Annotated in this window: 15 protein-coding genes, 5 tRNA genes and 1 pseudogene; all 21 read right to left on the bottom strand. The window is 45.7% G+C overall.

What is annotated here, in order from left to right; genetic code table 11:
- Positions 1-25: 25 nt before the first annotated feature.
- The 21 genes and pseudogenes from rplB to cysE all read right to left on the bottom strand — a co-directional run bounded on the left by rplB (position 26) and on the right by cysE (position 13,556).
- Positions 26-853 (bottom strand): 50S ribosomal protein L2, encoded by an 828-nt coding sequence (gene rplB / locus BM056_RS16155; RefSeq protein WP_092472452.1) that lies wholly within the window; start codon positions 851-853, stop codon positions 26-28.
- A gap of 56 nt (positions 854-909) precedes the next feature.
- The gene (gene rplW, locus BM056_RS16150; RefSeq protein WP_092472451.1) at positions 910-1,197 is read right to left on the bottom strand and encodes a 50S ribosomal protein L23; all 288 of its coding nucleotides are present in this window, start codon (positions 1,195-1,197) and stop codon (positions 910-912) included.
- Positions 1,197-1,820, bottom strand: coding sequence for a 50S ribosomal protein L4 (gene rplD / locus BM056_RS16145; protein WP_092472450.1), 624 nt, complete (start codon positions 1,818-1,820; stop codon positions 1,197-1,199). The genes rplW and rplD overlap by 1 nt, the downstream gene beginning before the upstream one ends.
- Positions 1,821-1,850: 30 nt before the next feature.
- Complete coding sequence (gene rplC, locus BM056_RS16140) at positions 1,851-2,480, bottom strand: 50S ribosomal protein L3 (protein WP_092472449.1); 630 nt, start codon at positions 2,478-2,480, stop codon at positions 1,851-1,853.
- A 104-nt stretch (positions 2,481-2,584) separates the two neighbouring features.
- Complete coding sequence (gene rpsJ / locus BM056_RS16135) at positions 2,585-2,893, bottom strand: 30S ribosomal protein S10 (protein ID WP_092472448.1); 309 nt, start codon at positions 2,891-2,893, stop codon at positions 2,585-2,587.
- A 37-nt stretch (positions 2,894-2,930) separates the two neighbouring features.
- Positions 2,931-4,133 (bottom strand): elongation factor Tu, encoded by a 1,203-nt coding sequence (tuf, locus tag BM056_RS16130; RefSeq protein ID WP_092472447.1) that lies wholly within the window; start codon positions 4,131-4,133, stop codon positions 2,931-2,933.
- 212 nt (positions 4,134-4,345) lie between these two features.
- Positions 4,346-4,422: transfer RNA gene (locus BM056_RS16125), tRNA-Met, on the bottom strand.
- 112 nt (positions 4,423-4,534) lie between these two features.
- Positions 4,535-4,610 (bottom strand) — tRNA-Thr (locus tag BM056_RS16120).
- A 5-nt stretch (positions 4,611-4,615) separates the two neighbouring features.
- Positions 4,616-4,691: transfer RNA gene (locus tag BM056_RS16115), tRNA-Met, on the bottom strand.
- A 58-nt stretch (positions 4,692-4,749) separates the two neighbouring features.
- Positions 4,750-4,834 (bottom strand) — tRNA-Tyr (locus BM056_RS16110).
- A 38-nt stretch (positions 4,835-4,872) separates the two neighbouring features.
- Positions 4,873-4,948: transfer RNA gene (locus BM056_RS16105), tRNA-Thr, on the bottom strand.
- A 131-nt stretch (positions 4,949-5,079) separates the two neighbouring features.
- Positions 5,080-5,724, bottom strand: coding sequence for an RNA polymerase sporulation sigma factor SigH (gene sigH, locus BM056_RS16100; protein ID WP_092472446.1), 645 nt, complete (start codon positions 5,722-5,724; stop codon positions 5,080-5,082).
- 211 nt (positions 5,725-5,935) lie between these two features.
- On the bottom strand, positions 5,936-6,448 hold the full coding sequence (locus BM056_RS16095; RefSeq protein WP_092472445.1) for an NYN domain-containing protein: 513 nt from the start codon (positions 6,446-6,448) through the stop codon (positions 5,936-5,938).
- A 1-nt stretch (position 6,449) separates the two neighbouring features.
- Positions 6,450-7,181 carry a 23S rRNA (guanosine(2251)-2'-O)-methyltransferase RlmB gene (rlmB, locus tag BM056_RS16090; protein WP_092472444.1) on the bottom strand — a complete coding sequence of 244 codons (732 nt, stop codon included), beginning with the start codon at positions 7,179-7,181 and terminating at the stop codon, positions 6,450-6,452.
- A 161-nt stretch (positions 7,182-7,342) separates the two neighbouring features.
- Positions 7,343-8,164: pseudogene (locus BM056_RS16085) on the bottom strand (phosphomethylpyrimidine synthase ThiC); the annotation flags it as partial.
- 264 nt (positions 8,165-8,428) lie between these two features.
- Complete coding sequence (locus tag BM056_RS16080; protein ID WP_337833516.1) at positions 8,429-9,487, bottom strand: SIR2 family protein; 1,059 nt, start codon at positions 9,485-9,487, stop codon at positions 8,429-8,431.
- Between the two features lie 58 nt (positions 9,488-9,545).
- Positions 9,546-9,809 (bottom strand): SIR2 family protein, encoded by a 264-nt coding sequence (locus BM056_RS26935; RefSeq protein ID WP_238456497.1) that lies wholly within the window; start codon positions 9,807-9,809, stop codon positions 9,546-9,548.
- A gap of 49 nt (positions 9,810-9,858) precedes the next feature.
- The gene (gene thyA, locus BM056_RS16075; protein WP_092472443.1) at positions 9,859-10,689 is read right to left on the bottom strand and encodes a thymidylate synthase; all 831 of its coding nucleotides are present in this window, start codon (positions 10,687-10,689) and stop codon (positions 9,859-9,861) included.
- Positions 10,690-10,810: 121 nt separating this feature from the next.
- Positions 10,811-11,239 (bottom strand): Mini-ribonuclease 3, encoded by a 429-nt coding sequence (locus BM056_RS16070; RefSeq protein ID WP_092472442.1) that lies wholly within the window; start codon positions 11,237-11,239, stop codon positions 10,811-10,813.
- A gap of 1 nt (position 11,240) precedes the next feature.
- Positions 11,241-12,695, bottom strand: a complete 1,455-nt coding sequence (gene cysS, locus BM056_RS16065; RefSeq protein WP_092472441.1) for a cysteine--tRNA ligase — start codon at positions 12,693-12,695, stop codon at positions 11,241-11,243.
- Between the two features lie 147 nt (positions 12,696-12,842).
- Complete coding sequence (gene cysE / locus BM056_RS16060) at positions 12,843-13,556, bottom strand: serine O-acetyltransferase (RefSeq protein ID WP_092472440.1); 714 nt, start codon at positions 13,554-13,556, stop codon at positions 12,843-12,845.
- Positions 13,557-13,567 lie beyond the last annotated feature (11 nt).

Below are 13,567 nucleotides of genomic sequence, written 5' to 3'. Positions count from 1 at the left end.
CCTTTCTGCATCCTTCAAGCATTAATTATTTTTTACCGCGGCGCTTAACAATTAAGCGATCGCTTGGTTTATTTTTCCTGGTGCGAGCGCCAAGAGCAGGTTTACCCCAGGGAGTAACGGGGTTCCTGCCGACAGGTGAACGGCCTTCACCACCACCATGGGGGTGATCAACCGGGTTCATGACCACGCCGCGCACTGTCGGGCGTTTGCCCAGCCAGCGTGACCGCCCTGCTTTACCGATGGATATGTTTTCGTGATCAACATTGCCCACTTGACCGATGGTAGCCCGGCAATCCTGTAAGATTAAGCGCATTTCACCGGAAGGCATCCTTACGTGCGCGTATTTGCCTTCCTTGGCCATCAGTTGCGCCGCCGTACCGGCTGAACGCACCAGTTGGCCGCCGCCCCGTGGATGGAGTTCAATATTGTGGATCATTGTACCCACAGGAATATTGCGCAGCGCCAGCGCGTTGCCAACCTTAATATCCGACTCGGGGCCCGACTCTACCTGCTGACCGATTTTTAGACCAACCGGAGCCAAAATATAGCGTTTTTCGCCATCGGCATAATGAAGCAGCGCAATCCTGGCCGAGCGGTTGGGGTCATATTCTATCGTTGCTACTTTAGCCGGAATACCGTCTTTATCTCTTTTAAAATCGATAATCCGATACTTGCGTTTGTGACCGCCACCCTGGTGTCTAACCGTTATATTGCCGCCGGCGTTTCTGCCGCCTTTTCTCTTAAGCGGTTCCAGCAGGGACTTTTCCGGCTCGGTAGAAGTAATTTCCTCAAAGGTTGATACGGTTACGAACCTCCGGCCCGGAGATGTCGGTTTAAATTTCTTAATCCCCATCTGGACTTCCCTCCTTATTGCACCCGCCCAAACACTTCAGGCAGGCCTTTTAGCTACTATACGCCTTCAAAAAGCTGAATTTTATTGCCTTGTTTCAAGGTGACAATCGCCTTTTTCCGATCAGGAGTTTTGCCCGGGCGATTGCGAACCCGCTTAAACTTGCCCTTTACCCGCATGGTTCGCACTTTATCCACCTTGACATTAAACAATTCTTCCACGGCCTGACGAATTTCTATTTTATTAGCCTTCAGGTCGACGATAAAAGTGTATTTGTTCTCTTCCAGCATGGACATGCTCTTTTCAGTGACTACCGGCTTGATCAATATGTCCCGAGGATTTTTCATTATGCGAACACCTCCTCGACCTTGGTCACTGCATCTTTGGTAATAACCAGTGTGTTGTGAGCCAGTAAATCATACACATTCAGGCCGGGAACACTTAATGGCTTGATACCGGGTATATTGCGTGCCGATTTAAAAACAGCCTCCGCCTTTTCGGCGGTTACCACGAGAGCCTTTTTGTCAACCTTTAAGTTTTGCAGTATTTTGACCATTTCCTTGGTTTTAGGAACATTAATTGTTAACTCATCCAAAACGATAATGCTCCCATTATCCACTTTGGATGAAAGTGCCGATTTCATAGCCAAACGGCGAACTTTTCTGGGGATTCTAAAGCTGTAATCCCTGGGATGAGGTCCGAAAACAATACCGCCGCCACGCCAAATGGGTGAACGGATGGACCCGTGCCTCGCGCGGCCGGTCCCTTTTTGGCGCCACGGCTTGCGGCCGCCGCCGCTGACCTCAGCCCTGGTTTTGGTGTCGTGGGTGCCCCGCCGCCTGCCGGCCAGTTGCATGGTTACGGCATCATGCAGAGCCTGCTGGTGCACCGGCACGCCGAAAACCTCATCCTTTAAGTCTATTTCCCCAACCTGGTCACCGTTTATGTTATATATGGCAACTCTGGGCATGAATGACTTCCTCCTTTCGCTGCACCACCGCTACCTGGTTTTAACCGAATCCTTGATTATTACCAGGCCGCCCCGCGGTCCCGGGACCGCTCCCTTGATGGCCAGCATGTTCCGCTCGGCGTCCACCCGAACAATTTCCAGGTTCTGAACAGTTACCCGTTCCACACCGTAATGTCCCGGTAATTTTCTTCCTTTGAATACCCTGGCAGGGCCTTTGGCCGCCAGAGAACCGGGCCTGCGGTGGTATTTGGAGCCGTGCGCCATGGGCCCGCGGTGAAACCCGTGACGTTTGATGCCGCCTGAAAAACCGTGTCCCTTGGTAGTTCCAACCACGTCAACCTTTTCACCGGGAGCAAATACATCAGCCTTGATTTCCTGCCCTACCTCATAGGCGGTGACATCTTCAAAGCGAAATTCCCTGAGGTAACGTTTGGGTTTTACCCCTGCTTTTTCAAAGTGGCCTTTTGATGGTTTGTTAAACAGGTTTTCCCGTTTCTCGCCGAACCCTACCTGAATGGCGTTATAACCGTCATTTTCAGTGTTTTTCTTTTGCACTACAACACATGGCCCGGCTTCAATCACGGTTACGGGCACAGCTAACCCGGTTTCGGTAAAAACCTGGGTCATGCCCACCTTTGTGCCAAGTATGGCTTTATTCATTGTTTGCACCTCCCTGGCCCTCTCGAAGTCTGCTGCTTCCAAGGCTTTCAGATGCCGCCAGAGGTTCACTTGCCAGTGAACTTAGCCTTCGAGACGATTCCTGATTAAAGTTTAATTTCAATATCCACCCCGGCGGGCAGGTCAAGGCGCATTAGCGCGTCTACCGTTTTGGGTGTTGGTTCAATAATGTCAATCAACCGCTTATGGGTCCTCATCTCAAACTGTTCCCGGGAGTCTTTGTTGACGTGCGGGGAACGCAGGATGGTATATATATTTTTTTCTGTGGGCAAAGGCACGGGGCCTGCCACATTTGCACCGGTACGACGCGCGGTATCAACAATTTTTTGGGCCGATTGGTCCAGCATGTTATGATCATACGCCTTTAGCCGGATGCGAATCTTTTGATTCTTCATGCACTGACCTCCTTTCGCTCAAAGAAGAGGTTACTATTTACTCGTTGATGCCGGTGACAACGCCGGCGCCCACGGTGCGGCCGCCTTCACGGATGGCGAAACGCAGACCTTCTTCAATGGCGATCGGTGTAATTAGTTCGATATCCATTTTAATGTTATCGCCTGGCATTACCATTTCTACACCCTCGGGCAACTGGGCTACTCCGGTTACGTCGGTGGTCCTGAAGTAGAACTGCGGACGGTAGCCGTTGAAGAACGGGGTATGACGGCCACCTTCTTCTTTGGTCAGTACGTATACTTCAGCGTGGTATTTGGTGTGGGGCTTGATGCTGCCTGGTTTGGCCAGCACTTGGCCGCGCTCGATCTCTTTACGGTCTACGCCACGCAACAGGCAGCCTACGTTGTCGCCGGCTTCGCCGCGGTCCAGGATCTTGCGGAACATTTCTACGCCGGTTACGACGGTCTTACGCGGTTTCTCATTTAAGCCTACGATTTCTACTTCTTCGCCAACTTTTACCGCGCCGCGCTCGATACGGCCGGTGGCCACGGTGCCGCGTCCGGTGATGGTGAATACGTCTTCCACGGGCATCAGGAACGGTTTGTCGATGTCACGCTCGGGGGTGGGAATGTATTCGTCTACGGCGTCCATCAGTTCCCAGATGCTCTTGCACCATTCGCATTCGCGTTTGCCGCAGCCGCATTCCAGCGCTTTTAAGGCCGAGCCGGTGATGATGGGGGTGTCGTCGCCGGGAAATTCGTATACGGAGAGCAGTTCCCGCACTTCCATGTCGACCAGTTCGAGCAGTTCGGGGTCGTCTACCATGTCGGCTTTGTTCAGGTATACTACGATGTAGGGCACGCCCACCTGACGGGAGAGCAGGATGTGCTCACGGGTCTGGGGCATCGGGCCGTCTGCCGCCGATACGACCAAAATGGAGCCGTCCATCTGGGCCGCGCCGGTGATCATGTTCTTGACGTAGTCGGCGTGGCCCGGGCAGTCTACGTGCGCGTAGTGACGGTTGCCGGTCTCGTATTCTACGTGGGCGGTGTTGATGGTGATACCGCGCTCTCTTTCTTCCGGGGCGTTGTCGATTTCGTCGTATTTCTTAACTGAAGCCTGACCAACTGTGGATAATACGGTGGTGATGGCGGCGGTCAGGGTGGTTTTGCCGTGGTCTACGTGTCCGATGGTGCCAATGTTTACGTGCGGTTTGTTCCGCTCAAATTTAGCTTTTGCCATGTTTTATTGATTCCTCCTCACTTGCACGTCTTGATTAACCGGTTAGTTTTCACCTAACTATTAATTATTTCCACTTTACCTACTTTTTATATCCACCATCCCAAATAACACCATTTTATTCTATACATTTAATAGAATTCCTTCCGGTAAAATAAAGAAAAAGAGCGAAATTGAAAAAATAAAAAACCAGCTATTAAAGCTGGTTTCTAAGGTGGTAGCGGCGCAGGGATTTGAACCCCGGACACTGCGGGTATGAACCGCATGCTCTAACCATCTGAGCTACGCCGCCACGTATTGGAGGTTAGATATTGGATGTTGGCCGCTGGAGTCAAATGAAGGAATTCGGCGTGCCGAATTCCTAATTTATCGAGCCTCTAACTTCCAACTTTTAAATTCTAATATGGAGCCACTAACCGGGTTTGAACCGGTGACCTCATCCTTACCAAGGATGCGCTCTACCTACTGAGCTATAGCGGCATTTTTGGTTGCGGGGGGGGGATTTGAACCCCCGACCTTCGGGTTATGAGCCCGACGAGCTGCCAGCTGCTCCACCCCGCGTCAACAAAATTCATTATACCATACTGGAGAAACCAAGTCAAACCCAATTTCAGGTTATTGGTGGAGAGGGCAGGATTCGAACCTGCGAAGGCGTCGCCGGCAGATTTACAGTCTGCTCCCTTTGGCCACTCGGGAACCTCTCCACGTTGTTTATTTAACCCGGCCGAACCGGATTATATACTGGAGCCGGCGATGGGACTCGAACCCGCAACCTGCTGATTACAAGTCAGCTGCTCTGCCAGTTGAGCTACGCCGGCACTTGCGACAAAATCTATTATAAGTTATATGCATATGGATGTCAATAAGTGATTTAGTAGAAATCACTGGGAAACCAACCAGGATAATTTTCAAAACAAAACCGGGGTACGTTTAGTATCCCGGTTTAATATTACGCTTCCCGTTTTTCCAGATAACGTTCAAGCTTACGTTTTACCCTTTGCAGTGCGTTATCTATAGACTTAACATGCCGTTTTAAATCTTCGGCAATTTCCTGGTAGGACTTTCCTTCCAAATAAGACATTAAAACTTTCCATTCCAAAGAACTTAAAATTTCGCCCATCTTCTCTTCGATATCGTCAAATTCTTCCCGGCTGATGATCAATTCTTCAGGGTCGGAAATTTTTGATCCGGATATAACATCCAGCAGGGTACGGTCGGAATCCTCATCGTAAATGGGCTTGTTCAGGGACACATACGAATTTAACGGGATATGTTTTTGCCTGGTAGCTGTTTTAATTGCCGTGATTATTTGACGGGTAATGCATAACTCCGCAAAAGCCCTAAAAGACGACAACTTGTCCATGCGAAAATCGCGAATGGCCTTATAAAGACCGATCATACCTTCCTGGATAATATCTTCCCGGTCCGCCCCTATTAGGAAGTAGGAACGGGCTTTGGCACGAACAAAATTCTTGTACTTATTAATTAAATACTCAAGTGCAATGTCGTCACCCTCGCGAGCAAATTCCACGACCTCTTCATCGATCATCAACTGAAAATCGCAGGAAGCCTCTCTTTGGGCGTTCAAATTCAACAGTATACCCCCCCGCCTAAATTTCCCCGAAAAAACCCAAAACAAAAATCGCCCGCATCTATTTAATAATATTATTTTCCAGGCACCAGCCCAGTCAAATGATGGGGCAAAAAACTAAATAGTTAATCAATTTCTATATTTACAAGCTATATTATAACTGCAGGGGGAAGGCTCGTCAAGTTAAATTGCTGCCTGTACATCCAGATTAGGCCTATTCTTTTTTTCTTCTCCACTGTTCAAAGATCTCGCGCACACGGCCTGTTAAACGGTTTTCAAGATAACCCTCGGTGGGGTTTCTTTGGCTGAACGGTTCCTTTCCCTCTGTTTTAACCTGTTGAACTCGCTTACGAAGCTCTTTGGGAGTCATGCGGTAAGCACCCCGTCCAAATATTATGCGCTGTTCATCCCAGTCCGAGGTAACCACCCTGATATACCCGTCCCTGGGCATTTCACCAACCAAACGTTCGATCAGCGAATCCGCAGTCTCATCTTCCCGGGTATAAAAAACCTGTACGCCGTTGACATCTAAATGACTTTCTTCGCTGTGCCTGGACCGGTGGGCATCAAATACCACTATCACTCTGTCCCCGCTGAAACCGGCGTAATCCGCCAGTATATCCACCAACCGGTCCCTGGCGTGCTCCAGGCTTTCCTCCTTTAATTGAGACAGATCGGCCCAGGCGTATATCACATTATACCCGTCCACCACGATGTACTCATTCATTTTACCTTCCACTTCTCTGGCGCACCGCTTCAAACAAAACAAGTGCTGCGGCTACCGAGGCATTCAGCGAATTAACCTTTCCCAACATGGGAAATTTAACCAGTATGTCACATTTTTCTTTCACCAAACGCCCCAAGCCTTTGTCTTCACCGCCAATTACAATTGCCAGCGGCCCGTCCAGAGGAGCCTCCCAAATTACCTGAGACGCTGCGGCGTCGGCTCCCACCACCCAGATACCGCGCTCTTTTAAGAGATTTATTGTTTGAACCATATTATTCACTCTTGCCACCGGCAAAAACTCCACAGCGCCTGCAGAGGCTTTTACCGCAGCGGGGGTTAGAGCAGCGGCACGCCGCCTGGGTATAATCATGCCATGGGCTCCGGCCGCACATGCAGAGCGAATTACCGCGCCAAGATTGTGAGGATCAGTAACCTCGTCGAGCAATATTAACAGGGGATCTGCTTCTTTAATATGATCTAGTATATCCTCCAAGTCAGCATATTCATGGGGAGCTACCCGGGCCACAATCCCCTGGTGGTTAGTGTCAGGCAGCAAGCGATCCAAAAAATTCTTTTCCACCTGCTGAACAGGTACTTGCTTTTCTCTGGCCAACCGGGTAATTTCCGCAACCGTGGCGGGCTTTAAACCACGGGCCAACAGAATCTTGTTAATGGGCCTTCCCGATTTCAAAGCTTCACAAACCGGGTTCCGGCCGGCGATAGTTTCTTCCATTACCTCACACCTTGACAGGCCAACCTGATTCTCCAAAGTTTAGGCAGCATCGGATTAAAGGTTAGCACAATTATCATTATTGTTATATTTAAGCAACAACCAGTTCGGTTTAGATTATATTAGGCATCAAAGTCTATATATTAACATTGCCATAGTAGTGATCACCTGATCATTAAAGGACATAAGTCTTTACATCGATCACAATATTTTGTACCCTTGCCTAATACGCAGGTTCTAGACACTGCTCTAGAATGTGCAATTTCCATATCTATTGAAGTATCCTCTAAATTATGTATATCAATAATATGAGCAGCTATCTTTGCAGTTTTTATTGATTCGATAGTAGACTCTATGGTAGGTCTACCACCCGTATGTTCTTGTCGAGTTACAGTGGCCAGAATACTGGCACAACCTTCTAATCCCATAATGACAGCCCCGATTGCACTTGATACATGATCCATACCTACTGCAACTTCTGTTGGAATTGGTCCCAACGGCATAACAGGAAAACCTGCATTTTTCAGCAGTAATGAAATATTCCTAATATCTTTAGGTCTAGCATGTCCAGGTGATTCTATGATTACCCCAACACCTTGCTGTAAAATTAGCTCGGCTAGTGATATCTGTAAACTAATTTCCATTCTTTGCGCTTCATCATTACTGTCAAATATATTACCCGACCTAAATGTTGTTCCGATGCTTTAAATAACCCTATGCTTTCGCGCATATGAAATAATTTGAGGTAGTATTTTTATATATACATTCTCGTACTTAAACTCATTAGCTATCAAATCTCGTAGTACGATGCCACCACCACGTGAGGTTATTGGTACCATTCTATTTTTTGATTCGTTAAAAATTTCTATATTTGCAGTTGGGTGAATTGTGATTAGGCCAACACCGAACTCCATCTGCTCAATTATTATTTCTAATAGTTGATTTGCATCAATAATACCATTCTTAGAATGTGCCAAGTACGCCGGAACGGTTGCAGCAACACACCCTGTTTCGTTGCTATTTTATACCATAACGCATTCTTCCTGCTAATTCGCATAGTGGAAAGGTCCGTTATGATATCCGGCTTTTCCTTTAAGGTAATAATGGCATTCAATTTTTGAAGCTCATAGTTATATTCGCTTTTATGATTAAAACCAATTAAACTGTTTACAAGGGTTCTCTTCCCATATCCGGCTTCTATATAAGCTGCCGCTGGTTTTAAGCTTAATAACTTTTATTTCAGAGTCCCCCTACCTTAGAATTATCTTTATACACGCCATTACATCCTCAGCCGAAACACCACCAGCCATTAACTTGTTATAATACTCATTAGGAAGTTCATTTAAATTACATGATCTAGCAGCGTCATCCAAAACCTTTTTTATAACCTTATTTTGCAGGTCATTATTATCCAATACCACAGGTACTATTTTACAGTTTCTATTTTTCGCCACCTCTATTTCGGCTTCTGTTCCCATTCCACCGCTAAAAGCTATAACCACTTGTGTTGAATTCATAAGTTTTGATCTACATCTTTTTAAGTCCGGTAAAAGTGCTGGGTCATTTGAAAAGTTAGGATTGGCAGCATATGGGTTCGGAAATATTTGAAGTCTACCATGAATATCCTGTTTATCGTTAATACACTGTTCCGTAAAAGCAGAAACAACATTGGACCCAATTCCTGTAGATTGTCCACTGATAAGAATAATTTCATTTTCTTTTGCTAGTAACTTACCTAATTGTTGTGCAACCCGACTATTTTTCTCATGGGAACCTGTTACATAAATAGTCTTACCCCTTGACTTTTGGCTTATTGCAAACAATATCTTTTCAAGTTGATCATGGTTTTCTATTAACAAGGTTGAAATACCTAGTCTCTTTAAATCTTTACACCATAGTTCCTGCCTTCTCTTTTTTTGCACCAAAAATTCCGGATTATCATCTTTTGGTATAGCAGTAATTAAATAATGCTCTTGAGTTGTTTTTTGGGCTAATCTTCGTGCTTCAATCATAATATTTCTGATGTTAGGGTCTCTGTAACTATAGCCAATAAACAAAAATGATTTTTTTAAAAGGTCATTACATAATCGCTGAGACATTGCCGGTCTTTTGATTAAGAAATCTTCGTAATCCTCTTGTGTAATAATTATATCTTTATGGTGAGACCTGGATATACATCCATGAATCTTCAAAATCTCAATATCAGAATTTACAACATTTCTAGATATAGCGTCGTCATTGACTTTAGCATCTACCAAAAATTCCGAAAATGCCCTCTCAAGTAAAGTATCATAGTTTGTAGTCCAGATTGTAGAAACTTTAGTAGTCGATAAAGCAATATGATAATTATTTATTGATAAGCTTTGGTTAAAATATCTTTGATATTACATTCAACAAAGGTCCACGATTGCCAGTGTATTCATTAACAATAAATTGAGCAATTAATGGAAGATCATCATAGTTTTTATCAAGTTCTATACCCAAATCCTTGGCAAAGGGGTCTAATAAATTAAACCAATCGACATTTATTGAGGGAAATGATACACCACTACCTACGAAAATTATCCCCCTATCCTCATACAGCGCCTCAGATACTTTATTTATCAGGGTTTCCCGGTCCAAATCATTCACCTACTTCACCCTTTAATAAACAGCAACAATAATTTTCATTTTTATCATTTTACAAAGCAACAGGAATATTATTTATCTGTACACCACATCGATAGTTCTCTAAAACAAAGTCTTCTAGCTTAAAATCATAAAAATCTTTCTTTTCTTGGTTAATTAATAATTTAGGGGCTGGGAATGGGGTTCTTTTAATCAGTTCAGAAATCAGCGGTATATGTCTATCGTATATGTGCGCATCTGCAATAACATGAACGAGTTCTCCCAGCTCAAGGTTGTTTACTTGAGCAAACATGTGCACCAAAATTGCATACTGTGTTACATTCCAATTATTTGCAACAAGAACGTCTTGTGATCTTTGATTCAGTATGGCATTAAGTTTTTTACCAGTCACGTTAAATGTCATACTATACGCACAAGGATACAGGTTCATTTCATGTAGATCATTATGATTATACATATTAACGATAATCCGTCTACTATAAGGATTATGCTTTAGGTCGTATAGCACCCTATCTACTTGGTCAAATTCCCCCTCGGGATATTCATGCCTTATACCTAATTGATAGCCATATGCTTTGCCAATTGAACCGTCCTCATTAGCCCAACTATCCCAGATACGGCTATTAAGATCTTTAATATTACTTGATTTCTTTTGCCATATCCAAAGTATTTCATCAATAGCAGCCTTGAAATTTGTCGGCCTTAATGTAAGGATAGGAAATTCTTCTGAAAGATTATATCTATTAATAATAGCAAACTTTTTAATTGTATGAGCTGGGGTACCATCCTCCCATTTAGCTCTTACAATTTGCCCTTCAGAAGAAATACCTTTTTTAAGGATATCCTTACACATGGCAATGAAAATATTATCAGCTTTGCTCATAATAAATTGCCTCACTCTTCTATTTTGGCAATTGTGCCATCAGTAATTTGAGTTAAAAGACTGCGGGAAACCTCTCTATTCCATATATTTAGCAAGCTTGTGAAGACGCGCCAAATAATTTTTACTGATTTGGCGCGTTTGATTCCAGTTCACTCTCTATAACCTGCCGGGCGAGTACCAATATTTCTTCAAGCCTGACCCAGTCCCGGCTTAAATAAAGATAGCCCACCAGACTTTCAAAACCAGTGCTATGACGATATTCGAGGATACTGTCTCCCCGGGGGCCATGGCCGGATTTGGCATTCCTGCCGCGACGGGCCACAGCTTCTTCGGTTTTACTGAGGCGTCCTTCAAGAGCGTGAAAAATCATAGCCTGAGTAGAAGCACGAACACGACGGACCGCTTCCCGGTGGAGTTTATTCACATTAGCCGGACCACGTCCGACAAGGTATTCCCGAACCGCCAACTCGTATACCGCATCACCGACATAGGCAAGCACCAGGGCGGAAAGCTCTTCCGGCTTAACGTTTGAATCGATAAATCCGAACATATTACCCTTGCTTTTTCCAACGCACCCCGGAAGGAGTGTCTTCCAGGATGATATTTAAATCCTTTAAGCGGTCACGAATGCGGTCTGCGGTGGGCCAATCTTTCTTTTTCCTGGCTTCCTGCCTTATTTCAATAATTAAATCAACCAGACCTTCTACCAAACCTTCACTTTCACCACCGGAGCTTTGTATGGCAATTTTCCCGTTTTCAATTCTAAATACACCTAAAACACGGTTAAAGTCATTGAATAATTCACGGGCTTTGGATAAAGCGGCATTCTTTTCAGCTTCCCCGGCAAAAGTATCTTTATTTAGACTGGAATTAATATCACGAGCCAGGTCAAACCAGGTGCCGATGGCCAGAGCGGTGTTAAAATCATCATCCATAGCTGCTTCAAACTCGCCGCGCAATTCATCCAGTCGCAATGAAAGCGTGGGGTCCGGCCTTCCGCCCGCCCCTGCATCATAACCCGCCAAAGCCTCTTCAAGCAGGGTAAAGCTGGTTTTCAGCCGCTCCAGCCCCCTGGAGGCGGCGGTTAATTTTTCATCATCAAAGTCCAGCGGGCTGCGGTAATGCGTACCCAAAAGGTAAAAACGAACCACTTCCGGATCAAATTTTTCCAATATATCGCGCACCAGAAAGAAGTTGCCCAGAGATTTGCTCATCTTTTCCTGGTTGATGGTAATAAATCCGTTATGCATCCAATACCGGGCAAAAGGAGCGCCCGATGCCGCCTCGGACTGGGCAATTTCATTCTCGTGATGAGGGAAAATCAAGTCAAAACCGCCGCCGTGGATGTCGAAGTTTTCACCTAAATACTTCAGGGACATGGCGGAGCACTCAATATGCCAGCCCGGCCTGCCTTTACCCCAGGGACTGTCCCAGGCCGGTTCTCCCGGCTTGGCGGCTTTCCATAGGGCAAAGTCCATGGGGTCCCGCTTCCGTTCATTGACATCAACCCTGGCTCCCGCCTGCATATCTTCCAGGGTCCGGCCCGATAACTTGCCATAATACGCAAATTTGCGAACTTCGTAATAAACATCTCCGTCCACAGCATAGGCATAGCCTTTGTCCACAAGAGTTTTTATCATATTGAGTATTTCATACAGGTGCCCTGATACCCTGGGGTGAATATCAGCGCGCATAACATGTAAAGCGTCAGCGTCTTTAAAGTATTCTTCTACATAGCGGGACGCCAGATTCAGCGGTTCTTCTGCCAGCTCCCGGGCCCGGTTGATAATTTTATCGTCTATATCTGTAAAGTTTTGCACGTATAAAACATTGTAGCCTTTATACTTTAAATAGCGGCGTACCGTATCAAAGACAACTATTGGACGCGCGTTCCCAAGATGGATGAAATTGTATGTGGTCGGCCCGCATACATACATGGTCACCTTGCCGGGTTCCCGCGGCACAAAATCTTCCTTGCGCCTGGACAGGGTATTATATATCAACACGACTCCTAATCCCCCTTTTATAAATCAGGTCGTCAGGAGTCAGTAGTCAGAATTCAGTAGTTAGAATACCTCTGGAATATGTTTCCGGAAATCTGTTCATCTATTGTTATGTCTGATTTTACCATTCTGACTTCTTTTGATTTCTGACTACTGTCTCCTGACTCCTATTTTTTTAACACACTTATCTGAACCGTCCTTTGAGTTTGAGCTCTTTTCTATTTCCAATAATCGTTTTTCCAACACCTCAATATTTTTTTGCAGGCTAAGTATAGTCTCTGCAACGGGGTCCGGCAGCAAATCATGCCGCAGGTCTATCGCCTCCATTCGAGCCGTTTCTACCTTTTCACCGTCCCGGATAACCACTTTGCCGGGCACCCCTACAACTGTACTATTGGGAGGCACCGGCTTCAATACCACAGAACCGGCACCGATTTTACTGTTTTTCCCCACGGTAAAGGAGCCAAGTATTTTGGCCCCGGTGCTGATCACCACATTGTCTTCGATGGTCGGGTGCCGTTTCCCCTTTTCCTTGCCCGTACCGCCCAGGGTTACCCCCTGATAAATGGTAACGTTATTGCCTACTTCTGCAGTTTCCCCGATTACCACCCCGGCCCCGTGGTCAATAAAAAGACCTTCGCCAATTTTGGCTCCGGGGTGAATTTCAATTTGAGTAAGGGCTCTGGCTATCTGAGAAATCAACCGTGCGATAAAGAAAAATTGACGGCAGTAGAAAAAATGAGCCACCCTGTGCAGTATTATCGCGTGCAGCCCGGGATAACAAAACAATACTTCCAGCAATGATTTGGCGGCCGGGTCCCGCTCAAACACCGCATTTATCTCTTTTCGGATCCGACCGAGCAAAGTATATCCCT

The organism is Desulfotruncus arcticus DSM 17038 (assembly GCF_900113335.1).
GTDB lineage: Bacteria > Bacillota > Desulfotomaculia > Desulfotomaculales > Desulfallaceae > Desulfotruncus > Desulfotruncus arcticus.
This window is presented reverse-complemented; position numbering and strand designations above follow the sequence as displayed.

What these genes read in the sequence shown, in the direction of transcription:
- tuf (WP_092472447.1), bottom strand. Translation starts at nt 4,133, where the DNA reads ATGGCAAAAGCTAAATTTGAGCGGAACAAACCGCACGTAAACATTGGC.
- BM056_RS16070 (WP_092472442.1), bottom strand. Translation starts at nt 11,239, where the DNA reads ATGTTCGGATTTATCGATTCAAACGTTAAGCCGGAAGAGCTTTCCGCC.
- rplW (WP_092472451.1), bottom strand. Translation starts at nt 1,197, where the DNA reads ATGAAAAATCCTCGGGACATATTGATCAAGCCGGTAGTCACTGAAAAG.
- rplD (WP_092472450.1), bottom strand. Translation starts at nt 1,820, where the DNA reads ATGCCCAGAGTTGCCATATATAACATAAACGGTGACCAGGTTGGGGAA.
- thyA (WP_092472443.1), bottom strand. Translation starts at nt 10,689, where the DNA reads ATGAGCAAAGCTGATAATATTTTCATTGCCATGTGTAAGGATATCCTT.
- rplC (WP_092472449.1), bottom strand. Translation starts at nt 2,480, where the DNA reads ATGAATAAAGCCATACTTGGCACAAAGGTGGGCATGACCCAGGTTTTT.
- rpsJ (WP_092472448.1), bottom strand. Translation starts at nt 2,893, where the DNA reads ATGAAGAATCAAAAGATTCGCATCCGGCTAAAGGCGTATGATCATAAC.
- rlmB (WP_092472444.1), bottom strand. Translation starts at nt 7,181, where the DNA reads ATGGAAGAAACTATCGCCGGCCGGAACCCGGTTTGTGAAGCTTTGAAA.
- BM056_RS16095 (WP_092472445.1), bottom strand. Translation starts at nt 6,448, where the DNA reads ATGAATGAGTACATCGTGGTGGACGGGTATAATGTGATATACGCCTGG.
- rplB (WP_092472452.1), bottom strand. Translation starts at nt 853, where the DNA reads ATGGGGATTAAGAAATTTAAACCGACATCTCCGGGCCGGAGGTTCGTA.